The sequence below is a fragment of the Streptomyces sp. KMM 9044 genome (assembly GCF_024701375.2).
GTDB lineage: Bacteria > Actinomycetota > Actinomycetes > Streptomycetales > Streptomycetaceae > Streptomyces.
In genome coordinates this window covers 1,667,447-1,691,098 of record NZ_CP113910.1, presented here as the reverse complement: position 1 = coordinate 1,691,098, position 23,652 = coordinate 1,667,447, and the positions used below count along the sequence as shown (strand labels likewise).

General features: G+C 72.0%; 23 protein-coding genes. 17 read left to right on the top strand and 6 right to left on the bottom strand.

Features of this window, described 5'->3' with window-relative positions; translation table 11 throughout:
* Positions 1 to 251: 251 nt before the first annotated feature.
* From HUV60_RS07660 to HUV60_RS07615, 10 genes are all read left to right on the top strand, one after another.
* Complete coding sequence (locus HUV60_RS07660) at positions 252 to 3,098, top strand: Na+/H+ antiporter subunit A (RefSeq protein ID WP_257848125.1); 2,847 nt, start codon at positions 252 to 254, stop codon at positions 3,096 to 3,098.
* The gene (locus HUV60_RS07655) at positions 3,095 to 3,580 is read left to right on the top strand and encodes a Na(+)/H(+) antiporter subunit C (protein ID WP_257848126.1); all 486 of its coding nucleotides are present in this window, start codon (positions 3,095 to 3,097) and stop codon (positions 3,578 to 3,580) included. The genes HUV60_RS07660 and HUV60_RS07655 overlap by 4 nt, the downstream gene beginning before the upstream one ends.
* Entirely contained in the window at positions 3,577 to 5,136 is a 1,560-nt protein-coding gene (locus tag HUV60_RS07650) for a Na+/H+ antiporter subunit D (RefSeq protein WP_257848127.1), read from the top strand. The genes HUV60_RS07655 and HUV60_RS07650 overlap by 4 nt, the downstream gene beginning before the upstream one ends.
* Entirely contained in the window at positions 5,133 to 6,029 is an 897-nt protein-coding gene (locus HUV60_RS07645) for a Na+/H+ antiporter subunit E (protein ID WP_257848128.1), read from the top strand. The genes HUV60_RS07650 and HUV60_RS07645 overlap by 4 nt, the downstream gene beginning before the upstream one ends.
* On the top strand, positions 6,026 to 6,292 hold the full coding sequence (locus HUV60_RS07640; protein WP_257848129.1) for a monovalent cation/H+ antiporter complex subunit F: 267 nt from the start codon (positions 6,026 to 6,028) through the stop codon (positions 6,290 to 6,292). Before HUV60_RS07645 ends, HUV60_RS07640 begins: the two co-directional genes overlap by 4 nt.
* Entirely contained in the window at positions 6,289 to 6,672 is a 384-nt protein-coding gene (gene mnhG, locus HUV60_RS07635) for a monovalent cation/H(+) antiporter subunit G (RefSeq protein WP_257848130.1), read from the top strand. Before HUV60_RS07640 ends, mnhG begins: the two co-directional genes overlap by 4 nt.
* 111 nt (positions 6,673 to 6,783) lie before the next feature.
* Complete coding sequence (locus tag HUV60_RS07630; protein ID WP_042173127.1) at positions 6,784 to 7,371, top strand: DUF5998 family protein; 588 nt, start codon at positions 6,784 to 6,786, stop codon at positions 7,369 to 7,371.
* Entirely contained in the window at positions 7,371 to 8,600 is a 1,230-nt protein-coding gene (locus tag HUV60_RS07625) for an alkaline phosphatase family protein (protein ID WP_257848131.1), read from the top strand. Before HUV60_RS07630 ends, HUV60_RS07625 begins: the two co-directional genes overlap by 1 nt.
* Positions 8,601 to 8,655: 55 nt before the next feature.
* Complete coding sequence (locus tag HUV60_RS07620; RefSeq protein WP_257848132.1) at positions 8,656 to 9,300, top strand: thymidine kinase; 645 nt, start codon at positions 8,656 to 8,658, stop codon at positions 9,298 to 9,300.
* A 140-nt stretch (positions 9,301 to 9,440) separates the two neighbouring features.
* Entirely contained in the window at positions 9,441 to 9,653 is a 213-nt protein-coding gene (locus tag HUV60_RS07615) for an EF-hand domain-containing protein (RefSeq protein WP_257848133.1), read from the top strand.
* A 318-nt stretch (positions 9,654 to 9,971) separates the two neighbouring features.
* Here HUV60_RS07615 and HUV60_RS07610 read toward each other — a convergent pair whose 3' ends face one another.
* Positions 9,972 to 10,775, bottom strand: coding sequence for a VOC family protein (locus HUV60_RS07610; RefSeq protein WP_257848134.1), 804 nt, complete (start codon positions 10,773 to 10,775; stop codon positions 9,972 to 9,974).
* Between the two features lie 330 nt (positions 10,776 to 11,105).
* On the opposite strand from HUV60_RS07610, the gene HUV60_RS07605 reads away from it, so the two are divergent.
* Positions 11,106 to 11,957 carry a sulfurtransferase gene (locus HUV60_RS07605; protein ID WP_257848135.1) on the top strand — a complete coding sequence of 284 codons (852 nt, stop codon included), beginning with the start codon at positions 11,106 to 11,108 and terminating at the stop codon, positions 11,955 to 11,957.
* Between the two features lie 94 nt (positions 11,958 to 12,051).
* Here HUV60_RS07605 and sepH read toward each other — a convergent pair whose 3' ends face one another.
* The 4 genes from sepH to HUV60_RS07585 all read right to left on the bottom strand — a co-directional run bounded on the left by sepH (position 12,052) and on the right by HUV60_RS07585 (position 17,018).
* The gene (gene sepH / locus HUV60_RS07600; protein WP_257848136.1) at positions 12,052 to 13,092 is read right to left on the bottom strand and encodes a septation protein SepH; all 1,041 of its coding nucleotides are present in this window, start codon (positions 13,090 to 13,092) and stop codon (positions 12,052 to 12,054) included.
* Between the two features lie 621 nt (positions 13,093 to 13,713).
* Positions 13,714 to 13,986, bottom strand: a complete 273-nt coding sequence (locus HUV60_RS07595; protein ID WP_257848137.1) for a hypothetical protein — start codon at positions 13,984 to 13,986, stop codon at positions 13,714 to 13,716.
* Between the two features lie 484 nt (positions 13,987 to 14,470).
* Positions 14,471 to 15,799, bottom strand: coding sequence for a D-arabinono-1,4-lactone oxidase (locus HUV60_RS07590; RefSeq protein ID WP_257848138.1), 1,329 nt, complete (start codon positions 15,797 to 15,799; stop codon positions 14,471 to 14,473).
* The gene (locus HUV60_RS07585; RefSeq protein ID WP_257848139.1) at positions 15,759 to 17,018 is read right to left on the bottom strand and encodes an MFS transporter; all 1,260 of its coding nucleotides are present in this window, start codon (positions 17,016 to 17,018) and stop codon (positions 15,759 to 15,761) included. Before HUV60_RS07585 ends, HUV60_RS07590 begins: the two co-directional genes overlap by 41 nt.
* Positions 17,019 to 17,164: 146 nt before the next feature.
* Between HUV60_RS07585 and HUV60_RS07580 the strand changes: the two genes are divergently transcribed.
* Entirely contained in the window at positions 17,165 to 18,292 is a 1,128-nt protein-coding gene (locus tag HUV60_RS07580; protein ID WP_257848140.1) for a ferrochelatase, read from the top strand.
* 8 nt (positions 18,293 to 18,300) lie between these two features.
* On the top strand, positions 18,301 to 19,134 hold the full coding sequence (locus HUV60_RS07575) for an inositol monophosphatase family protein (RefSeq protein WP_257848141.1): 834 nt from the start codon (positions 18,301 to 18,303) through the stop codon (positions 19,132 to 19,134).
* Between the two features lie 153 nt (positions 19,135 to 19,287).
* Here HUV60_RS07575 and HUV60_RS07570 read toward each other — a convergent pair whose 3' ends face one another.
* Positions 19,288 to 19,461 (bottom strand): hypothetical protein, encoded by a 174-nt coding sequence (locus tag HUV60_RS07570; protein WP_257848142.1) that lies wholly within the window; start codon positions 19,459 to 19,461, stop codon positions 19,288 to 19,290.
* 570 nt (positions 19,462 to 20,031) lie between these two features.
* On the opposite strand from HUV60_RS07570, the gene HUV60_RS07565 reads away from it, so the two are divergent.
* From HUV60_RS07565 to HUV60_RS07550, 4 genes are all read left to right on the top strand, one after another.
* Positions 20,032 to 20,685 carry a response regulator transcription factor gene (locus HUV60_RS07565; RefSeq protein ID WP_257848143.1) on the top strand — a complete coding sequence of 218 codons (654 nt, stop codon included), beginning with the start codon at positions 20,032 to 20,034 and terminating at the stop codon, positions 20,683 to 20,685.
* 4 nt (positions 20,686 to 20,689) lie between these two features.
* The gene (locus tag HUV60_RS07560; RefSeq protein ID WP_257848144.1) at positions 20,690 to 21,937 is read left to right on the top strand and encodes a sensor histidine kinase; all 1,248 of its coding nucleotides are present in this window, start codon (positions 20,690 to 20,692) and stop codon (positions 21,935 to 21,937) included.
* A gap of 393 nt (positions 21,938 to 22,330) precedes the next feature.
* Positions 22,331 to 22,627 carry a DUF4193 domain-containing protein gene (locus HUV60_RS07555; RefSeq protein WP_003993510.1) on the top strand — a complete coding sequence of 99 codons (297 nt, stop codon included), beginning with the start codon at positions 22,331 to 22,333 and terminating at the stop codon, positions 22,625 to 22,627.
* Positions 22,628 to 22,640: 13 nt separating this feature from the next.
* Positions 22,641 to 23,648 carry a hypothetical protein gene (locus HUV60_RS07550; protein ID WP_257848145.1) on the top strand — a complete coding sequence of 336 codons (1,008 nt, stop codon included), beginning with the start codon at positions 22,641 to 22,643 and terminating at the stop codon, positions 23,646 to 23,648.
* The last annotated feature ends 4 nt before the right edge of the window (positions 23,649 to 23,652 follow it).

The window sequence follows — 23,652 nt, the reverse complement described above, 5'->3', positions numbered from 1 at the left end:
CATGCATCTCGGGGCCATCGACGCCGGCAGGACCGGTTCCCCCCTCGCCCGGCACATCGCCCGCAGCACGAAGCCCCTGCCCGCGCTTCCGCCGGTGAGGTATGGCGCGGCGGTGCTCCGTCGGACGGCTCTCCCTGCTACACAGAGCACTGAGTGCCCAATCAATGACAAACCGGGGCACAGTCCCCGGGGCTCGGGCGGGGGCCGACCGCGTGTCAGCGGTCGGCCCCCGCGAAGGAGTTGGTGCTGAAGTGCTGGTCCTGCTGGCCGTCCACGCGGTGGCCGCAGCGTCGATGCCGTGGTGGGAGAGGCGGCTCGGCCGTGCGATGTGGGTCGTGGCTGCCTTGGTGCCGTTGGCATCCGTGGTCTGGGCGGGCACGCGGGCGGGCCGCGTGCTGGACGGCGGCGCGTACCGGGAGTCCCTGTCCTGGGCCCCGTCGCTCGGCCTGACGATCGACCTGCGTCTGGATGCCCTGTCGCTCCTGATGCTGTGGGTGGTGGCCGGTGTCGGAGCCATGGTGCTCCTGTACTGCCGGTACTACGTCGAGCGCGACGCCGGCCGGCTGGCCGCCCTGCTGCTGGCCTTCGCCGGGGCGATGACCGGGCTGGTGCTGGCGGACAACCTCTTCGTGCTGTACGTCTTCTGGGAGTTGACCACGGTCGCCTCCTTCCTGCTGATCGCGGGGCGGGGGGAGGGCGCGGAGCAGCGGCGCGCCGCCCGTCAGGCCTTGCTGGTGACCGCGGCCGGCGGCCTGGCGATGCTGCTCGGTTTCGTCGTGCTGGGTGAGGCGGCCGGCACGTACCGCGTCTCCGCCATCCTCGCCGACCCCCCGCGGGGCGGCGCGGTCCCCGCCGCCGTGGTGCTCGTCCTGGTCGGCGCGTTCGCCAAGTCCGCGCAGATGCCGCTGCACGGCTGGCTTCCCGCGGCGATGGTCGCCCCCACACCGGTCAGTGCCTTCCTGCACGCGGCGGCGATGGTCAAGGCAGGGGTCTACCTGGTGGCCCGGCTGGCGCCCGCCCTGGCCGACGTGGCCCCGTGGCGGCCGATGGTGCTCGGCGTGGGACTCGCCACGATGGTGGTGGCCGCGTGGCGGGCACTGCGCGAGACCGACCTGAAACTGCTCCTCGCCTACGGGACCGTCAGCGAACTCGGCCTGCTGACCGCCCTGCTGGGCGCAGGAACGCGGACGGCGGCGCTGGCCGGGGTGGTGATGCTGCTGGCGCACGCGGCGTTCAAGTCGGCGCTGTTCCTGTCCGTCGGGGTCGTCGACCACAGCACGGGCACCCGTGACATCCGGGAGCTGTCGGGACTGGGACGCCGGCTGCCCGTGCTGTTCTGGGTCACGGCACTGGCCACCGCGTCGATGGCGGGCCTGCCGCCCCTCGTAGGTTTCCTGGGCAAGGAAGCCGCCCTGGAAGCCTTCCTGCACGGCACCGGACTGGCCTCCCCCTACCCGCTGACGGTGGTGCTCGTGTGCGGCTCCGCGCTGACCGTGGCGTTCGCGGCACGGTTCCTGCACGGCGCCTTCGGCGGACGGCGACCGCCGGAGAAGGCGGCGCGTTCCGTACGGAGCCCGGAACCCGGATTCGTCGCACCGGTGGCCGTCCTGTCCGCGGCGGGCCTGGTGCTGGGCGTGGCGTACACCGGTACGGCGGCCCTCGCCACCGCCTACGCCGACGCCTATCCGCCGGGAGCCGACGGTCCGTACGAACTGTCCCTGTGGCACGGGTTCACGCCCGTGCTCGGTCTGTCCGCACTGTCGCTCGTCACCGGTCTGCTGATCCACGCGGTGCAACGCCGCGGTGCCGTGACGGGCCGCCTGCCGCGCCTGCCCGACGTGCAGCACGCGTACGACCGTGCGACCGAGGGCGTGGACCGGCTGTCCGTGACACTGACCCGGCACACCCAGGTCGGCTCGCTGCCCGTCTATCTGACCGTGCTGCTCGCGACGGTCGTCGCCGTGCCCGGCACGGCACTCGTGGCCGCGGGCCCCTCGCTGGGGTCACCGCCGCTGTGGCGGTATCCGCTCGAACCCGTCCTGGCCGTGGTGATACTGACGGCCGCCGCGGCGGTGGTGGCCGCCCGGCACCGGCTCGCCGCCCTGCTGCTGGCCGGGGCCGTCGGATACGGCGCGGCCGGTCTGTTCCTGGTGCGGGGCGCCCCGGACCTGGCGCTCACCCAGTTCCTGGTCGAGACGTTGACGCTGGTCGTCGTGGTGCTGGTGCTGCGCCGCATGCCGACCCGGTTCGATCCCGGCCGGACGGCGGCCCCGGGGCGCGTGCTGCGGGGCGCGGTGGCTGTCGGGGTCGGCCTCGTCGTCACCTGCTTCGCGCTGGCGACGTCCGCCGCGCGTACGGCCCCGGCGATCTCACCCGAGTACCTGCGCCGGGCGTCGGAGACGGGTGCCTACAACGTCGTCAACGCGATCATCGTCGACTTCCGGGCCCTGGACACGCTGGGCGAGATTTCGGTCGTGCTGGTGGCGGCGGTCGGAGTCGGCAGTCTGGTCCGGTTCCGCAACCGCGGCGCGGTATGGATGACCGGCGAGGAGCCGCCGGCCCGGTTCCCCACGACGCACTGGGACGAGCCCCGGCAGACCTGGCTGCCGGGAGCGGGCGAACGGCCCGGCGGCGAGCGCTCGGTCCTGATGGAAGTGGCCACCCGGCTGCTCTTCCCCTCCATCCTGGTGCTTTCGCTGTTCCTGCTGTTCTCCGGGCACTACCGCCCCGGCGGAGGCTTCTCCGGCGGTCTGGTGGCAGGGCTGGCGTTCGTCCTGCGGTACCTGGTGGGCGGACAGGCCGACCTCGGCGCCGCCGTACGCCTGCGCCCGATCGCGGTCGCGGGCACGGGCCTGTTGACCGCGGCGGTCGTCGGGTTGGTGCCGCTGGCCTTCGGCGGTACGCCGCTGGACAGCGACCTGGTGACGTGGCACCTGCCGCTGCTGGGCGAGGTGAAGTGGGCGACCAGCGTGTTCCTCGACGTGGGCGTCTACCTGCTCGTGGTCGGCGTCGTGCTCAAACTCCTGTCGGCAGTGGGTGTCTCACTCGAAGTGGCCGGCGCGGCGGCGGACCGGCAGGAGAAGGGATCCGCCCGGTGAACGGCGCGGGCGACATCACGCTGAACACGCTCGACGTGACGATGGCCCTCGTAGTGGGCGGCCTGTTCACGATCGGCTTCCACCTCATGCTGCAACGGTCCCTGATGCGGATCATCCTCGGCTTCATCCTCCTGGGTCACGGCACCAACGTGCTGCTCCTGGTCGCCGGCGGCACCCCCGGCCGCCCCCCGGTGCTGGAGGGGAAGCCGGTGAACCCGGCTGAGCCCGCCGATCCGCTGCCCCAGGCCATGGCGCTGACGTCGATCGTGATCACGTTCGGTCTCACGGCGTTCCTGATGGTCCTCGCCTACCGTTCCTGGCGGCTGTCCGGCAGCGACGAGGTGCGTGACGACGTGGAGGACCGGCGCATCGCCCGGCGACGTGCCGACACCGACACCGACGACCCTGTCGACGGCGACGATGCCGACGGCGACTGGCCGGACCACCGCGACCACGGCACCGCCCCGGGGGAACACCGATGACCGCACTGCTGCTCGCCGTGCCCGTGGTGCTGCCGATCCTGGGCGCCGCCACGGCCCTGCTCGGACTGCCCGTCCGGGTGACCCGCCCCATGAGCACCCTCGTACTGGCCTGTGTACTGGCGGACGCCGTCGCTCTGCTCGTCCTCGTCGACACCCGCGGCCCGCAGGCCGTGCACGTCGGCGGCTGGCCGGCCCCGCTGGGCATCACGCTCGTCGCCGACCGGTTGTCGGCGCTCCTGCTCGCCGTGTCGCTCCTGGTGACCCTGGCCGTGCTGCTCTTCGCCATCGGCCAGGGCACCGCGGAGAAACGCCGGAGTTCGGCGGAGGTCTTCCATCCCGCCTACCTGATGCTCGTCAGCGGAGTGAGCCTGGCCTTTCTCACCGGTGACCTGTTCAACCTCTTCGTCGCCTTCGAAGTGCTGCTCGCCGCGTCCTACGTCCTGATCACCCTGGACGCCGACGGAAACCGCACCCGCGCCGGTATGACCTACATGATCACCAGCCTGACGTCCTCCCTGCTGTTCCTCACCTTTGTCGGCCTGGTGTACGCGGCCGTCGGCACGGTCACCCTGGCCCAGCTCGGACCGCGGCTCGCCGAACTCCCCGACGGCCTGCGTGGCGCACTCGCCCTGCTGCTCCTGGCCGTCCTGGGCATCAAGGCGGCGATCGTCCCCCTGCACTTCTGGCTGCCCGACAGCTACCCCACCGCACCGGCGCCGATCACCGCCGTGTTCGCCGCCCTGCTGACCAAGGTCGCCGTCTACGCCCTGCTGCGCACCCAGACCCTGCTCTTTCCGCGCTCCAGCGTGTGGACCCTGCTGGCCTGTGTGGCGATCGCCGCCATGATCGTGGGCATCCTCGGCGCGCTGGCCCAGGACGACATCAACCGGCTGCTGTCCTTCACCCTCGTCAGCCACATCGGCTTCATGCTGTTCGGTCTCGCGCTGTTCGACACGCTCGGACTCACCGGCACCGTCCTCTACATCGTCCACCACATCATCGTCCAGGCGGCGCTCTTCCTCGCCGCCTCCCTCGCCGTGCGCCACGCGGGGACAACAGGCATGAGGCGCATGGCACAGGGGCCGCCCCCGAGGCCGCTGGTCGCCGCGCTGTTCGCCCTCCCCGCCCTGAGCCTGGCCGGGATCCCGCCGTTCTCCGGGTTCGTGGCCAAGCTGACCCTGCTGCGGGCCGGTGCGTGGCAGGGCGGTACCGCGGCGTACGCCCTGGCTGCGACCGCCCTGCTCACCAGCCTGCTGACGCTCTACGCGATGACCCGGGTCTGGACCAGGGCCTTCATGCGGCAGGACCCGCACCCGGACCGCCACGACGAGCCACCGCCGGGGAAGCCGGCCCCCGGCACCGCCCTCCGCCCGGAGCGCCGCGCCGTCCGGCGCGGGACCGGACTGATGACCGCCGCCACCGTCGTCATGGTGGCCACCAGTGTCGCGGTCGCCGTCTGCGCGGGTCCGCTCGCCCGCGTCGGCGAACGAGCCGCACACGAACTGCTCGACCCGCGGGAGTACCGCTCCGCCGTCATGACCGAGGAGGGCCGTTGACCCGCCGGGAGTACGCCCGCCGAGTCCTGCGCCGCCTGCCCATGATGGGGTGGCTGTGGTTGCTGTGGATCGTGCTGTGGGGTTCCGTCGGCCCGCTGGTCCTCCTCGGAGGTCTGCTCGTCGCCGTGACCGTCGTCGGGTCCTTCCGCCTGCCGCCGGTCCTGCCGGGAGCCGTGCCCCGGCCGCTGCAGATCGCGCGCCTGCTGGTCGACCTGCTGAAGGATCTCGTCGGGTCCGGGGTCACCGTCGCCTGGCAGGTCCTGAGATACGGAGGGAAGACGTCCGCGGCGATCATCGAGGTCCCGCTGCACGTCGACAGCGACCTCCTGATCACCGCGGTGGCCGAACTCACGACGATCTCCCCCGGCACCCTGGTGGTGGAGATCGACCGGCGCCGGCAGCGGCTGTACGTCCACACGCTCCCGGTCCGCGACGAAACCGACCTCGCCCGCCGCAGGAAGTTGGTGCAGACCGTGGAGCACAGAGTGGCGCGGGCGGTCGGCCACGGCCGACGACGCGGAGCGACGGGTGACGACGACACCTCCGGGCCTTCCGCCGGGCCCGGTCCCAGTCCTGGCCCCGGGTCTGGCCCCAGTCCTGGCCCCGGGTCTGGCACCCGGTCTGGCTCCGGGTCTGGCTCCGGGTCTGGCTCCGGGTCTGATACCGGCCCGGGGCCGGTTCCCGGCCCGGGGCCTGCCGGCGGCTCAGGGCCTGCCACCACCCCTGGGGCCTCCAGCGACCTCGGGCCTGGCACCGGCCCTGAGCCTGCCACCGGCCCTGAGCCTGCCACCGGCCCCGGCCCCGGCGGCGGTTCCGGGCCCGCCGTCGGCCCAGGGCCGTCCGACCGTCCCGGTCCTCCCGACCACCCTGATCAAGGAGGCAGAACCCCATGACCGTCGTGTACACCGCCACCCTGGCCGTGGTGTCAGTGGCCGGCCTGCTGACCCTGCTGCGTCTCGTGCGAGGTCCGGACGCGCTCAACCGCATCGTGGCGCTGGACGTCCTCCTGACGATGATCATCGCCGGGGCCGCCGTGGGCATGGTCCTGCGTGGGGACACCACACCCCTGCCCGTGCTCGTCGTCCTCGCCCTGCTGGCCTTCACCGGATCGGTGACGGCCGCCCACCTGGTCGAGAAGCGGGCAGGCCTGCGGTGACCGCGGTGTCCGACGTGATCACCGCCGTCCTGCTCCCGGCCGGCGCGATCTTCTGCCTGCTCGGCTCCGTGGGCCTGCTCCGCTTCCCGGACATCGGCAGCCGCCTGCACGCGGCCGCCAAGGCCCAGACGCTCGGCCTGATGCTCATCCTGGTGGGAACCGCCGTGCAGATGCCTCTGCGCTACGCGCCGATGCTGCTGCTCGTCGTCCTGTTCCAGTTGCTCACCGCGCCGATCACCAGCCAGATCGTCGGCCGCACCGCCTACCGCGTCCAGGCACTCGACCGCGGCGCGCTGTTCCGGGACGAACTGGCCGACCGTCTCGCGCGGGACGGCACTCGGGTGGACGAACAGCCGTCGCGCGAGGACACGGGCCGGTGAGTCCCGCCGGCCGTACCGGCCGGGCCGTTCCCGGCCGGCCGGACCCGGTGCGCACGAGGGAGTGCCGTGACCGGTGCCTCGCAGTCAGTGCTCCCCCGTAGGATGGGCACCATGGCCAAGACCAGTACGACGACCCAGGGGCTGCGGGCGGCGATCGAGCGCAGCGGCTACTACCCGGCCCTCGTGGCCGAGGCGGTGGAGGCCGCCGTGGGCGGCGAGCCCGTCCGGTCGTACCTGGTCCACCAGGAGACGACATTCGACCAGAACGAGGTACGGCGCCATGTGACCGTGCTCGTCCTCACCGGTAACCGCTTCATCGTCAGCCACACCGACGAGCAGGCTGCCGACACCACTTCCCCGACCCCGTACGCCACCACGTCCACGGAGTCGGTCAAGCTCGGCCGGATCTCGTCGATCGTGGTCAGCCGGGTGGTCGCCAACCCGGAGTCGTACAAGCCGGGCACACTGCCCCGTGAGATCGTGCTCACCATCGGCTGGGGAGCGGTCGCCCGTCTCGACCTGGAGCCGGCCGCTTGCGGCGACCCCAACTGCGAGGCCGACCACGGCTACACGGGCAGTTCGACGGCCGACGACCTCAGCCTGAGGGTCAGCGAGGCCGGGGACGGCCCGGAGACGGTGCGTCAGGCGCTCGCCTTCGCACAGGCTCTCTCCGAGGCGACCGCGGACTCCGCACGCTGATGCCGCACACCTCCCCGACCCCGCACACCCCGCCGTCCCCGCACACCACCGGCTGGGACGTCCACCCGGAGCCCCTCGCCCCGGACTCCGCCCCCCTGCCCGAGTACGGCACCGGCTCGCTGGCCGACCTGCTGCCCACCCTCGCCGCGGGCATGGGCGTCCCCGGCACCACCGCCGCGATCCCGGAACTCACCCCCGCCGACCGGAACTGCGTGTTCCTGATCGACGGTCTCGGCTGGGAGCAGCTGAAGGCGCACCCGGAGGAAGCCCCGTTCATGGCGTCCCTGATGGCCACCTCACGCGGCGGCACCGGGCGTCCCCTCACCACGGGCTACCCGGCGACCACCGCCACCTCCCTGGCCTCCGTCGGCACCGGCCTGCCGCCCGGCGCGCACGGCCTGCCCGGCTACACCGTGCGCAACCCGGACACCGGCGAGCTGATGAACCAGCTGCGCTGGCAGCCCTGGACCCGGCCCGACACCTGGCAGCCCCACCCCACCGTCTTCCAACTGGCCCACCGGGCAGGGGTGCACGCCGCCCAGGTGTCCTCACCCGCGTTCGCGAACACCCCGCTGACCAAGGTCGCGCTCAGCGGCGGCGCCTTCCACGGGCGGCTGTCCGGCGAGGAGCGCATGGACCTCGCGGCCGCTCAACTGGCCGCCGCCGACCGCTCCCTGGTCTACACGTACTACGCCGAGGTCGACGGCGCCGGGCACCGATTCGGCCTCGACTCCGACACCTGGCGCGGCCAGCTCATGTACGTCGACCGCCTGGTCCAGCGGCTGGCCGGGCAACTCCCGCCGCGCAGTGCGCTCTACGTCACCGCCGACCACGGAATGGTCGACGTGCCCTTCGACGAGGAGCACCGCATCGACTTCGATCACGACTGGGAGCTGAGCGCCGGAGTCGCCCTGCTCGGCGGCGAGGGCCGCGCCCGCCACGTCTACGCCGTACCGGGCGCCGCGACGGACGTCCTGACCTGCTGGCGCGAGGTGCTCGGCGAGCAGTTCTGGGTGGCCTCGCGGGACGAGGCGATCGACGCGGGCTGGTTCGGCCGCCGGATCGAGGACCGTGTCTACCACCGCATCGGCGACGTGGTCGCCGCCGCCCGGGACGACGTCCTGATCGTCGCCTCGGAGCGGGAACCCGGGGAATCGGAGATGGTCGGCAACCACGGTTCCCTCACCCCTGCCGAACAACTGGTCCCCCTCCTCGAAGTACGCTCCTGAGGCCCACCCGGTCCGCCCTCACCGCCCGTTCCCGCCGAAAGGTGCCCGACCTCCCATGCCCGAGCTGGTGTTCTTCTCCGGAACGATGGATTGCGGGAAGTCGACGCTGGCCCTCCAGATCGAGCACAACCGTTCGGCGCGTGGCCTGGCGGGCATGATCTTCACCCGCAACGACCGGGCCGGCGAGGGCAAACTCTCCTCCCGCCTCGGCCTGGTCACGGACGCGGTGGAGGTGGGGGAGCACGCGGACCTGTACGCGCACCTCGTCGACCATCTCTCGCAGGGCCGGCGCGCCGACTACGTGATCGCGGACGAGGCGCAGTTCCTGGCGCCGGAGCAGATCGACCAGCTCGCGCGGGTGGTGGACGACCTGGAGCTCGACGTCTACGCCTTCGGCATCACCACCGACTTCCGGTCCAAGCTGTTCCCCGGCTCCCAGCGGCTGGTGGAGCTGGCGGACCGGGTCGAGGTGCTCCAGGTCGAGGCCCTGTGCTGGTGCGGCGCCCGCGCCACCCACAACGCCCGGACGGTCGGCGGGGTGATGGTGGTGGAAGGCGCGCAAGTGGTCGTCGGCGATGTCACGGGCTCCCCGGACGAGGTCGGTTACGAGGTCCTGTGCCGCCGCCATCACCGCCGCCGCATGACGGCCGCCACGTCCCACGCGGCCGCCCTGGCCCCGGACGTCCTGCCGGTCACCTGACCGGCGTGACCGGCCTCCCACGAGGCGGAGTCCGCGTGGGGGATCGCCGTACCGAGGGCTCGCACGGGCAGATAGTCTGACCTGCGTCATCAGGACTCCCAGGGAGTCCGGCGGAGTACGAGGAACAAAGGGGCGGACCGGTGGCGGAGATCGAGGAAGCGCGCAGGCAGTTCGAGCGGATCGACGCGGACGGGGACGGGTTCATCACCGCTGCCGAGTTCAAGACCGCCCTGGCCCAGGGCGGTGACTGGAACGTCACCGAGCCGGTGGCGGAGGCCGTCATCAAGTCCCGCGACCTGGACGGCGACAAGCTCCTGTCCTTCGAAGAGTTCTGGGCGCACCTGGACAAGTGAGCCCCAGGCCGGGGCCCGGCTCCGCACACCTCCGCGGCGGACCGGGCCCCGGGCCAGGGCTCGGCCACCGCGGCCCGGCGACGGAATCCCCCGGCTGCCGTCCCGGCATCTGCCACCGTGCTTCTGCGCTCCGTCATGTCCACCACCGCCGCTTTCGCCCAACGCCTCCGCAAGGGAAGCCGTTGCGGTGCGCGGCTCCTCATGCGTGCAGCGTGTACAGAAGCTCTCTGTCGTTGCGTCACCGTGGGTCCCGATGCGCGACCGACGGGATGGTGGTCGGCATGACAGCGGACCGGCGGGAGAGGCGCGGCACGAGCCCTACGGGCCCTGCAGCAGCGAGAACCGTGCCCCCTCCGGGTCCGCCACCGTCGCGACGCGGCCCCGGGCGCCGTCGTGGGGCCGCTCGAGGACCTGGCCGCCCAGGCGCAGGACGTGGTCCACCGCGTCGTCGAGACCGGCCACGGTGAAGTACGTCGTCCAGTACGGCCCCCGGTCCCTCAGGGGGCCGCCGCCCATGCCGTGGATCCCGGCCACGGGCCGGCCGTCCACGCTCAGGGTCATGTGGTCGATGTCGGCGGAGACCTCGGGCTGGGCGGTGTGACCGAACACCGACGCGTAGAACTTGGCCACACGCTCCGACTCACGGGTCGTCAGTTCGTACCAGGCGGGCGCGCCGGGCACCCCGGTGACCGCCCGGCTGCCCAGCCGCACGGACGCCTGCCAGATGCCGAAGACGGCGCCCGAGGGGTCGGAGCCGATCGCCAGCCGCCCGGCCTCGCCGGCGTCCAGCGGGCCGACGCCGATGGTGCCGCCGCGCCACCGCACCGCCTCGGCGGTGCGGTCCACGTCCACCGAGGCGAAGTACGGTGTCCAGGCCACCGGCAGACGCGCATCCGGCGGGAGCAGCCCGATGCCGGCCACCTCGCAGCCGTCGAGCAGCGCACGCGCGTAGGGACCGAGTTGCTGCGGACCGGACCGGAACTCCCAGCCGAACAGCGCTTCGTAGAACATCCGGGCCCTGTCCGGCCCGTGCACCATGAGACTCACCCAGCAGGGTGTACCGGGTGCGTGCCGAACGGGTGCTTCGCCGTCTCGGCGGGCGGGCCACCGTGCGTCGGTCATCGTCACTCTCTTCTCGGCCGCCCTCGCGGTGGCCGTGCTCTTCTCGACCCGGCGAGGGTCGTGCCGCGTCCGCTCTGCGGATTCGTCCCCGTGCTGGTACAGGCATCGGCCACGGTGTCGCGCGCTCCGGGACCGCCCCGTACGGCGGTTCCTGTATCCGGAGGATGCCCGATGCGCGGGTCCCCGTCCTTTTCGGCGCGCTTGCCGGATGATGTCGATCGGTAGTACAGCATGTGCCCGATCCCATACGCCTCGTGACCGGTTCTGCCCGGCCGAGCAGAGTAGCCGGACCTGGACGAGACGGCCACCCCGTACGTCAGGATGGTGGCCATGAACGCCCTCATCTCCGCATCCGAACTCGCCGCCGTACTGGCGGGCGGTGACCCTCCGGTACTGCTCGACGTCCGCTGGCGGTTGAGCACGGCCGCGGCGGCCGGCGAGCCGCCGTTCGACGGACGGGCCGCGTACCGCGACGGGCACCTTCCCGGCGCCGTATTCATCGACCTGGACAAGGAGTTGGCCGGACCTTCGACTGGACGGGGACGCCATCCGCTGCCCGGTCCGCAGGAGTTCGGCGCCGCGATGCGCCGGGCGGGCGTGTCGGCGGGCACCCCGGTGGTCGTATACGATGGAGGGCTGGGCTGGGGGGCTGCCCGCGCCTGGTGGCTGCTGCGCTGGACGGGTCACCCGGACGTGCGGGTCCTCGACGGCGGGTTGCCGTCCTGGGACGGTCCGCTCGAGACCACGGAACCCGAACCGCCCGAGGGCGACTTCGTGCCCGTGCCCGGTCCGGCCGGGCTGCTCGACGCCGACGGCGCGGCGGCCCTGGCCCGGTCCGGGCTGCTCCTCGACGCCCGCGCGGGGGAGCGCTACCGGGGCGAGGTGGAGCCGATCGACCCCGTCGGCGGCCACATCCCGGGCGCGGTCTCGGCGCCCACCACCGAGAACGTCGGCCCGGACGGCCGCTTCCTGCCCGCCGGGGAACTGGGAGCGAGGTTCAGGGAGTTGGGCGTGTCCGCGGACACACAGGTCGGCGTGTACTGTGGTTCGGGGGTCTCGGGGGCGCACGAGGTACTGGCGCTGGCGGTGGCGGGCATCCCGGCGGAGCTGTACGTCGGCTCCTGGTCGGAGTGGTCGTCGGACCCGGAGCGGCCGGTCGCGGTGGGACCCGACCCTCAGTAGACCGGAAGCGTGAAAGGGGCGCTCGCGCATGACGAGCGCCCCTTTCACGACGTCTCGGGCGGGTCCCTCTGCCTCGTCGGCCGCCCCCGCAGGGTCACTCCTGTTTCTTGCGCCGGGTCCCGAACACGATCTCGTCCCAGCTCGGCACCGCCGCGCGGCGGCCCGGACGGACTCCGTCCGCCTCCGCCTGACGGTCCGTGGACCCGACGAGACGGTCCCGGTGACTGGTGACGGCGCGGGGCATGAGGACGTCCGCGTAGGCGGAACCGGCCGAAGCCGCGGGAGCCGGCGGCTCCTCCGCCTCTGGTTCGCTGTCGGGGTCCTCCGCGGCGGGCTCGGGGGCCCGCTCGGGAACCACCAGGTCACCCCGGAAGCTCGGCACCGCCTCCAGCAGGCTGGTGAGCGAGTCCCGCTCACCACCGACGGTGACCACCGACTCCTCGTCGGCCTCGTAGTCCTGACCCGACGGCAGGCTCTGCCGCTCACGGTCACCCGGACGGTCACGGGGCAGCCGGGCGATGCGCGGCACGAACGGGAAGCTGGGCTCGGGCGAAGCGGCGAGGTCGTCGGACTCGCCGATCAGCGAGCGCGCCTCGTCGTCGACGGCCTGGACCAGCCGCCGGGGCGGGTCGTACGTCCAGCTCGCCGAGTGCGGTTCACCCGCGACCCGGTAGACCAGCAGCACCTCCCAGGTGCCCTCGTCGCGGCGCCAGGAGTCCCACTGCACGGTGTCCTTCTCCGCACCGCGCAGCGTCAGCCGCTCCTGCACGGCCTCGCCCAGCGGCGGACCGGAGTTCTCACCGGGCCGACGGACGGGGGTCTTGCGGGCGCGCTCCGCCATGAAGGCGCGCTCGGCGAGTACGGGGCCTTCGAAGCGGCGGACACGGTCCACGGGGATGCCGGCCATCTGGGCGACCTCTTCCGCGGTCGCACCGGCTCGTATACGCGCCTGGATGTCGCGGGGGCGGAGATGGCTCTCCACCTCGATCTCGATCTGGCCGAGGCGGGGACGGTCGCCACGCACCGCGGCGCGCAGACGTTCGTCGATCGGAAGCGTGTACTCCGTGCTGTCCGCAGCCTTCAGCACCAGCCGTGTGCCGTCATTCGAGACGGCCACGACACGCAGTTCGGGCATGGGGACCTCCCGGGTGGTGCCTGCCGACGTCACGTGCGTCGCTGCTTCCGCTAGTCGAGTGTGGCCTGCCCGGGTGCAGCCTGCCACAACCTTGCCGAGTTGCCCGGCGTGTCGGGCGTGGGCCCGGACTCGCCGTTATGGCACGGTTACCTATTCGCAACGCTGAGTGACCAACCGTGTCACCCTGTGCAACTGGCCCCCTCCTGGCGGTCCGCAAGGGGTCCGGGCGCCCTGATGGGCGACCGGATCCAGGGCTCGCAACAGTACTCCATTCGGGCCATGTGCGTGGATTGGCGCGCCGCCCGACTTCGCGCAAGGGGTGCTACTTGGCCGTCACGGCCCGGATGCACCGATCCCGGCGTGGGGCACCTTGCGCAATCACCAGAAACGGAACTTATGGTTTCGTCCGGGCGTCCACTTGTCGTGCAGTTGATCGTTCGTGTGCGGGAACGCAGGGGAAGGCGGGAAAGGTCAAGAAAAGCGGGAAACGCCGGTTGTCGCAGGTGAGTACGGTGACGCGGAGGAGGGGAAGCGTGCGCGGATCGACCTGAGCGTGCCGCAGGTCGCGGGCGGCGCGGTGGCCGCGGTGCTCGGCGCCCAGCTCGCCTCGTCGTTCGGCGTCTACGGGACGATCATCGGCGCCGGAATCATGAGCATCGTCGCCACCTGCGGCGGAACGACCTTCCAGCACTTCTTCACGCACACCGGCGAGCAGTTGCGCGTGGCGCCCGCTGCACCGGGGCAGCCGGCCGGGGAGGGGTCCTCACGGACACCCGGCGAGTTCACCGGGGGCACCGTGTACCGGGGCAGGGCCAGGGGAGTGCGGCGGGGCCGGAAACGGACGGTGGTCGCGGCGGCGCTGGTATTGGGCGTCACGATGGCCGGAATCACCACCTACGAGCTCGCCTCCGGCCAGAGCCTCAGCGGCGCACCGGACACCACCGTCGGCAACGCGTTCACCGGTGAGCACACGTCAGGCTCCGGTGACCCGGACGGCTCCGGCGAGCAGGACCCCGGCACCTCCGGCACCTCCGGCGGCTCCGGTGACCCGGACGGCTCCGGCGAGCAGGACCCCGGCACCTCCGGCACCTCCGGCGGCTCCGGCGGCTCCGGCGGCTCCGGCACCTCCGGCACCTCCGGCGGCTCCGGCACCTCCGGCGGCTCCGGGACGGCGGAGGACTCCGGTGGCTCCGGTGGCTCCGGGGAGTCCGGCGGGGACGGAGAGGCGCCCGCCCCCTCCGCGACGGCGCAGGACGGGGGAGCGGCCACCGGCTCCGGGGTGCCACGCCGGACGAGGGCGACGCACCGGAGGGCACCCCGGACGGCACCGGGGGCCAGGACGCCGGCGACACCGCGAGCCCGGAACCGGACGCGTCCGCTACGTCCCCAGGACCCTCCGCAGATAGTCGTTCCGGAACAGACGCTCCGGATCGAGACGGTCCCGCAGCGCCGTGAACTCGGCGAAGCGCGGATACACCCGGGAGAAGTACCCGGCGTCCCGGGTGTGGATCTTCCCCCAGTGCGGCCGTCCCTCGTGGGCGGTGAAGATGTGCTCCGCCGCCGTGAAGTACCGCTGATAGGGAGTGCCCCGGAACATGTGGACCGCGATGTACGCGGTGTCGCGACCGGAAGCCGTGGACAGGGTGATGTCGTCGGCCGGGGCCGTGCGCACCTCGACGGGGAAGCTGACCCGCAGAGGGGAGCGGTCGACCATGGCCCTCAGCGCGCGCAGCGTGTCCACCAGGGCCTCGCGCGGCACCGCGTACTCCATCTCCACGAAGCGGACCCGGCGCGGCGAGGTGAACACCTTGTGCGGGATGTCGGTGTAGGTCCGCGCGGACAGGGCCCTGCTGGAGACCCGCGCGATGGCGGGGACGGTCGCGGGCGCCGCGCGGCCGACCCAGTTCGCCGCCTGGAAGACGCCGTTGGAGAGGAACTCGTCGTCGAACCAGCCCCGGACGGGATGCACCGGCTGCCGCGGTCCGGCGCTGCGGTTGTTCCGTTTGGTGTTGGTGTTTCCGGTGTGCGGGAACCAGTAGAACTCGAAGTGCTCGTTCTCGGCGTGCAGTTCGTCGAACTCGGTGAGGACGCGGTCCAGGGGCATCGGCTCCTCACGGGCCGTGAGCAGGAAGATCGGCTCGACGGCGAAGGTGATCGCGGAGACGATGCCGAGGGCGCCGAGACCGATCCGGGCGGCGGCGAAGACCGCACGCTCCTCGTCGGTCCCCTTCTGCGAGCAGGTGAGTACCGAGCCGTCGGCGGTGACCAGCTCCAGGCTCCGGATCTGCGCGGCGATCGATGCCGAGTCGCGGCCGGTCCCGTGGGTGCCGGTGCCGGTGGCCCCGGAGACGGTCTGCTCCGTGATGTCCCCCATGTTGGTGAGTGACAGCCCCTCCCGCGCGAGAGCAGCGTTGAGCCGCTTGAGCGGGGTGCCGGCCTCGACCGTGACGGTACCGGCCGCGCGGTCGATGTGCCGGATGCCCGTCAGCAGATGCGGGCGGATCTGCACACCGTCGGTCGCCGCGATGGAGGTGAAGGAGTGCCCGGTGCCCACCGCCTTCACCGGGAGGCCGTCCTCGGCGGCCCGGCGCACGGCCGCCGCCAGTTCGTCGACGGAGGCCGGCGTGACCTCCCGCGCGGGGCGGGCGAGGACGGTGCCTCCCCAGTTACGCCATGTTCCGTTCCTCGTGCTCGCCGTGCTGCCCAACGGAGCCTCCCCGACCCGGAGCCGGCCGCTTCAGCCGGCGGTACCCGAGGAAACCGACCGCGACCGCGACGGCTCCCGACACCGTCGGAACCCCGTACCCGGCGCGCGCTCCTGCCGCGTCGATCACCCAGCCGGACGCGGCGGAGCCGAGAGCGACCCCGACCGCGAGCCCGGTGCTCACCCAGGTCATGCCTTCGGTGAGCTGCGCGCGTGGTACGTGCTCTTCGATGAGGGACATCGTCGTGATCATCGTGGGGGCGATGGACAGACCCGCAACGAACAGCGCCACAGCCAGAAACGGCAGGTTTCCGACCAGTAGGAGGGGGATCATACTCACGGCCATCGCACATATGCCCAGCAGCCAGCGTCGCTCGGGCGCCCCGGCGAAGCGCATCAGCCCGAACACGAGGCCTGCCACGCAGGAGCCCAGCGCGTACACCGCGAGCACCACACTGGCGGCGGCCTTGTGCCCGCGTTCCTCCGCGAACGCCACGGTGACCACGTCCACGCCGCCGAAGATCGCCCCCGTCGCCGCGAAGGTGGCCACCAGGACCTGCAGGCCCGGGGAGCTCAGCGCCGTACCGCCCCCCGCGCCCTTGCGGCCGTCGTCCGAGCGCTCACGCGGGTGCGGGGCCGGCTCGGTGGCGTGCTGGGACGTCAGCCAGAAGACGCCGACCGCGAGGAAGCAGGCCGCGAACAGCGGGCCGGCCTCGGGGAACCACGCCGTGGACAGCCCGATCGAGATGATCGGCCCGAAGATGAAGCACATCTCGTCCACCACGGACTCGAAGGAGTACGCGGTGTGCAGTTGAGGGGTGCCGCGGTACACGGCGGCCCAGCGGGCCCGGATCATCGCGCCGAGGCTCGGCACGCAGCCGATACCGGCGCAGGCGACGAAGAGCGCCCAGTCCGGCCAGCCGTAGTGCGCGGCGAACAGCAGCAGCGCCGCCGCGGCCAGTGCGAGCAGCGTCACCGGACGCAGGACCCGCCGCTGCCCGTACTGGTCCACCAGACGGGAGACCTGCGGGCCCGCGACCGCGGCGGCCAGGGCGATGGTGGCCGACAGGGCGCCGGCGAGCCCGTACCGGCCGGTCAGCTGGGAAACCATCGTGACCACGCCGATGCCCATCATGGACAACGGCATCCGGCCGATGAACCCCGCGGCCGAGAAGGCCTTGCTGCCGGGGGCGGCGAACAGGGCGAGATAAGGGCTGGGCACGAGGTCTCCGGAGATCTCAGTAAGGCGCGACCACAGGCGATACAGCTTACGGGTTAGGTAACCCTAATGTCTCCTGGCCGCAGAGGTAGGCCCGGTCGGCCCCCCGCCGTCGCCCGGCCGCCGGTGGCAGGTGGCAGGATCGAGGCATGCCTGACGAGCTCGATCCCACCCCCTACGACGCACTGCTCCTGCTCTCCTTCGGCGGCCCCGAGGGCCCGGACGACGTCGTCCCGTTCCTGGAGAACGTGACGCGCGGGCGGGGCATCCCCAAAGAACGACTGAAGGAAGTCGGGGAGCACTACTTCCTGTTCGACGGGGTGAGTCCCATCAACGAACAGAACCGCGCCCTGCTGGACGCCCTGCGCGAGGACTTCGCCGACCACGGCCTCGGCCTCCCGGTGTACTGGGGCAACCGCAACTGGGCGCCGTACCTGACCGACACCCTGCGCGAGATGGTCCGTGACGGACGCCGCCGCATCCTCGTCTTCGCCACCAGCGCCTACGCCTCCTACTCCGGCTGCCGTCAGTACCGTGAGAACCTCGCCGAGTCCCTGGCGACGCTGGAGGCGGAGGGCCTCGAACTGCCCCGGGTCGACAAACTGCGGCACTACTTCAACCACCCCGGCTTCGTGGAACCCATGGTCGACGGGATCGTCCGCTCGCTCGCCGACCTGCCCGAGGAGGTGCGCGACGGCGCACACCTCGCCTTCTGCACCCACTCGATCCCCGTCGCCTCCGCCGACACCTCCGGACCGGTCGAGCGGCACGGCGACGGTGGCGCGTACGTGGCCCAGCACCTGGACGTCGCCCGGGTGATCGGCGACGCCGTACGGGAGCGCACCGGCGTGGAGCACCCCTGGCAGCTCGTCTACCAGTCCCGCTCCGGCGCCCCGCACATCCCCTGGCTGGAGCCAGACATCTGCGACCACCTCGAGGAGCGGCACGCGGCCGGGGTCCCGGCCGTCGTCATGGCCCCCATCGGCTTCGTCTCCGACCACATGGAGGTGATCTACGACCTCGACACCGAGGCCACGGCCAAGGCCGGGGAGCTGGGACTGCCGGTGCGCCGCTCGGCGACCGTGGGCGCCGACCCGCGGTTCGCCGCCGCGGTCCGCGACCTGATCACGGAGCGTGCCGCCACCGAACGCGGCCAGGACGTCACCCCGTGCGTCCTGGGCGGTCTCGGCGCGAGCCACCACCTCTGCCCGGTGGGCTGCTGCCCGGCCCGGGCCCCGCGCCCCGCCGCCGCGGGCGCCGACAGCCCGTACACCTGAGGAGCGCCGTGACCGACCCCCTTGCCGCGACCGACCCCCTGCACGCGGAACTGCTGGAACTGGCCCGAGAGGCGGCACGCCGCGCGGGTGAGCTGCTGCGGGACGGCCGCCCGGTCGACCTCGAGGTCGCCGCGACCAAGTCCAGCCCGATCGACGTCGTCACCGAGATGGACATCGCGGCCGAGAAGCTGATCACCGGACTGATCACCGAGCGCCGGCCCGACGACGGCGTCCTCGGCGAGGAGGGCGGCTCCACCGAGGGAACCAGCGGCGTCCGCTGGGTGATCGACCCGCTCGACGGCACGGTCAACTACCTGTACGGGCTGCCGACCTGGGCCGTCTCCATCGCCGCGGAGCAGGACGGCGAGACCGTCGTCGGGGTGGTCGCCGCCCCGATGCGGGGTGAGACGTACTACGCGGTCCGCAGCGGCGGGGCACGGGCCACCGGCGCGTGGGCGGGCGAGCGCACGCTGACCTGTCGCCCGTCGCCGCCCCTGGACCGGGCGCTGGTCTCGACCGGCTTCAACTACGTCACCGGGGTCCGCGCCCACCAGGCCGATGTCGCGCAGCGGCTGATCCCGCTGCTGCGGGACATCCGGCGCGGCGGCTCGGCCGCGGTCGACCTCTGCGACCTGGCCTGCGGGCGGCTCGACGGCTACTACGAGCGGGGACTGCACCCCTGGGACCTGGCCGCGGGGGACCTGATCGTCCGGGAGGCGGGCGCGCTGACCGGTGGACGGCCCGGTGAGCGTCCCTCATGGGATATCGCGGTCGCGGCCACCCCGGGCGTCTTCGAGCCCCTTCAGCGGCTGCTGGAGGACTTCGGTGCCTGGCACGACTGACGGACGGCCGGGAGGCGAACCGGGAGATCCTCGATGGCTCTTGGATCCCTGGGACTCCTACGAGTCCTGAGAACTCCGAGAACTCCGAAGCGGGCCCCGACGCTGGATTCGCCGGGGCCCGCTTCGCCGAGCCGCCTTGGCTCGTCGGGCTGATCAGACGCAGGACACGCCGACCTCCACACCGTGCTCGGCGGCGAGCCGGCGCAGGTCGTCGAGCTCGCCCTGCTCCACCTCGACGAGGAAGTCGTCGCCCTCGTCGAGGGCCCGGGACAGATCGGACTCGGTTGTCCTTATGCGCTGCAGAAGTCCTGCGGTGAAAGCGTCCATGCTGCGCCCCCTCGTCCTGGGTCGTGGGTCGATGGCACGGGGGTGTGCCGGTTCGGAAGGGACGATCACGCCTCTGGTGGATGACCGCCGCCGCTCGGCCGGGGGGCTACGACTTCGGGCATCCGGTCCGCTCTGCGGGAAACGGACTGAAGCGCACCGCATGGTGGCGCGGTGCAAGCAGAGCGTGATCGCGGGATGTAAAACCCGTCCTCCCCAAGCTCCCTTCCGCGGAAACCTAACCGGACGGGAAAATCTCGTATTCCCGTTCCGTTCTCCGGGGCGTTCCCCGGTCTCCCGCCCTCGCGTCACCCTCCGTTCCCCGGTTCCGCGCCGGCGGGTCCGTGCCGGCGGGTCCGTGCCGGCCGGCCACCGCCGGCTTCCCGCCCGGGTGTCCGCCCGCCGCAGCCTGCTGTCCTGCCCCGTGCCGTCCGCCTCCCGCTGTCCGTTCGCTCCCCGGCTTACAGCCGACTTACGGTCGAAAAGGGCAGGATGGAGGCAACACACCCACCAGACCCCTGCGCGCGTGCGCTGAGGAGCGCTGCCCGGCAGGACGTAGGAAGGACAACCGACGTGCGCGTACTCGTCGTCGAGGACGAGCAACTGCTCGCCGATGCGGTGGCCACCGGACTGCGCCGGGAGGCCATGGCCGTCGACGTCGTGTACGACGGTGCGGCCGCCCTCGAGCGCATCGGCGTCAACGACTACGACGTGGTCGTCCTCGACCGCGACCTCCCCCTCGTGCACGGCGACGACGTGTGCCGCAGGATCGTCGAGCTCGGCATGCCCACGCGTGTGCTGATGCTCACGGCCTCCGGCGACGTCAGCGACCGCGTCGGGGGCCTGGAGATCGGCGCCGACGACTATCTGCCCAAGCCCTTCGCGTTCAGCGAGCTCATCGCGCGCGTACGTGCCCTGGGACGGCGTACCAGCGTACCGCTGCCGCCGGTGCTCGAGCGCGCCGGGATCAAGCTCGACCCCAACCGCCGCGAGGTCTTCCGCGAGGGCAAGGAGGTCCAGCTCGCACCCAAGGAGTTCGCCGTCCTGGAAGTGCTCATGCGCAGCGAGGGCGCCGTCGTCTCCGCGGAGCAGCTCCTGGAGAAGGCCTGGGACGAGAACACCGACCCGTTCACCAACGTGGTGCGGGTGACCGTCATGACGCTGCGCCGCAAACTGGGTGAGCCGCCGGTCATCGTGACCGTGCCCGGCTCGGGCTACCGGATCTGATTCCGTGGCCACCACGCCCACTCCCGCCCCGCCGTCCCCGCCGGCTCCCCCGAAGCCCACCTGGGACCCGCGCAGGCCCGTACCGCCGTTCCCCTGGCTGCGCCCGACCATCCGGATACGGCTCACCCTGCTCTACGGCGGCATGTTCCTGATCGCCGGGATCCTGCTGCTGTCGATCATCTACCTGCTCGCCGCGAACGCGCTGAACGTGGGCAGCGACCTGCCCTTCCGGATCCTGTCCGGACAGGTCTCCAGCGACACCTGTCAGCTGCGCAGCGCGCAACTGCCCGCCGACGAGCTGAACAGCGCGCTGAGCGCCTGCGTCAACGAACAGCGCCAGCACGCCCTGGACAACCTGCTCAGCCGCTCGCTCCTCGCCCTGCTCGGCCTCGCGGTCATCGCCTTCGCCTTCGGGTACGCCATGGCCGGCCGTGTCCTGTCGCCGCTGGGCCGGATCACCCGCACCGCGCGCGCGGTGGCGGGCTCCGACCTGTCCCGCCGGATCGAGCTGGACGGCCCGGACGACGAGCTCAAGGAACTGGCCGACACCTTCGACGACATGCTGGAGCGGCTGCAGCGGGCCTTCACCGCCCAGCAGCGCTTCGTGGGCAACGCATCGCACGAACTGCGCACCCCACTGGCGATCAACCGCACGCTGCTCGAGGTGCACCTCTCCGACCCGAACGCGCCGGTGGAGCTCCAGCAGCTCGGCAAGACGCTGCTGGCCACCAACGAGCGCAGCGAACAGCTCGTGGAGGGCCTGCTGCTCCTCGCCCGCAGCGACAACCAGATCGTCGAGCGCAAGCCGGTGGATCTCGCCGAGGTGGCCTCCCAGGCCACCGACCAGGTGCACGCCGAGGCGCAGGCCAAGGGTGTGGAGATCCGCGGGGCCCGGAAACCCGCGGTCGTCCGGGGCAACGGCGTCCTGCTGGAGCGGATCGCCCTGAACCTGGTCCAGAACGCCGTGCGCTACAACGTGGCCGAGCAGGGCTGGGTGGAGGTGACCACCGACCTCGAGCACGGGCAGGCGGTCCTGGTGGTGTCCAACACGGGCCCGGTGGTACCCGCGTACGAGGTCGACAACCTGTTCGAGCCCTTTCGGCGGCTGCGCACCGAGCGGACGGGCAGTGACAAGGGCGTCGGCCTGGGACTCTCCATCGTCCGGTCGGTGGCGCGGGCGCACGGCGGGCACATCTATGCCCAGCCGCGTGAGGGCGGCGGGCTCGTGATGCGCGTCACCCTGCCGATCTGACATTATGTCGCCGACGCGACGAGGTGTTCGCTTTGAGCGGAATTTCCGGAGGGCCTCTCCAGTGCCCCCGTGTGGGATCGATCACAGGGGCGATTTTCGATCCATTGACTCTCCGTGATCTTGGAGCCTTCGAAAGGTCGGGTAAGTCCCGGTTTCCAGCGGCTTCGACTACGGGAAGTACACGGTGAGGCGGCTTTGAAGTGCCGCGTTCGGACCGTGTACGGTCCCCCTCGCCATCCAAGCCGATCACCCGCGAGGGGTTCGATTGGGTGTCGATTGAGTAACAGGCCTTGATGTGAGGCAAAATCTCCGCCTCGGGTCGGGCACAAGTCCGGCCCCTCGCGCGTTACGTGCGCTGAAGAGACCGCATACACCCAGAGGGGGAGAGCGACCATGGCAACCGATTACGACACTCCACGCAAGACCGACGACGACGTCGACTCGGACAGTCTCGAAGAGCTGAAGGCCCGCCGCAACGACAAGTCGGCCTCGGCCGTGGATGTCGACGAGTTCGAGGCCGCGGAAGGCCTCGAGCTGCCCGGCGCGGACCTCTCGAACGAAGAGCTGGCCGTCCGGGTCCTGCCGAAGCAGCAGGACGAGTTCACCTGCATGAGCTGCTTCCTGGTGCACCACCGCAGCCAGCTGGCCCGGGAGAAGAACGGCCAGCCGATCTGCCGCGACTGCGACTGAGGGCGGGTCGGCCGTGACTGGCTCGACCCCTCCTCGGAAGCGCCGCTTCCTCTCGAGGGGAGCGGACCCGGGGCCGCAGGACGGCCCCCTGCGCGACGCGCCTGACCACGAGCGAGGCTCAACCGATACCGGCTCGACCGACCCAGGTCCGGCCGATACCGGGGCGGCCTCGCTCGAACCCGCAGCCGGCCGCGGTGACCTCCCGGCACCCGCGGAGGCCACCGCCACCGCTCCGGTGACCCGCAGACGCGCCACCGCCTTCCGGGAGAAGGCGAGGGAAGGCGCCCAGAAGGGCGGCGCACGCGCGCGTGCGGGCCTGGCGTACCTCGCGGACCGGATCATCGAACTCGCCCCGCGGGTACCCGTACGGGACCTGGAGGCGCTGCGCAGACAGTTCCCGGGGCTCGGTCCCGAGGAACTCGCGGAGAAGCTCGTGGCGGGCGCCACCAGGGCGACGGCGGCGGTCGGTGCCGGCGTCGGTGCCGCTGCGGCGATGCCCGTACCGCCCGCGATGCCGACGGAGCTGGCCGCCGAGGTCACCGGAGTCGCTGCGATCGAACTCAAGCTGATCGCCGAACTGCACGAGGTCTACGGTGTACGCCCGGCCGGCAACCTCACCCAGCGCAGCACCGTGTACCTGAACTCCTGGTCGCAGGAGCGCGGGATCGAGGCGACCAGGCCCTCGACCGTACGCACGGCGATGAACAGCCGCATGAAGCGCGAACTGCGCCAGCGGATCATGAAGCGCACCGTCCGCAACCTGCCGAACCTGATGCCCTTCCTGGTGGGAGCCGCCGTCGGCGCGGCCATGAACCGCCGGGACACCAGAAAGCTCGCCACCCGTATCCAGGCCGACCTGCGCAGGATCCAGGTCCCCTGGGACGCGCTCCCCGCCCTTCCCGCGCTCGAGATTCCGGCCGACGCCCTGGAGAGGGACAGGCTGAGCGGCGGCGCCCTCCGCAGAGCACTCGGCGGCGGCTACGGCCGCCCGGACGGCAACGACGGACCCAGGAGAGGCTGAGCCT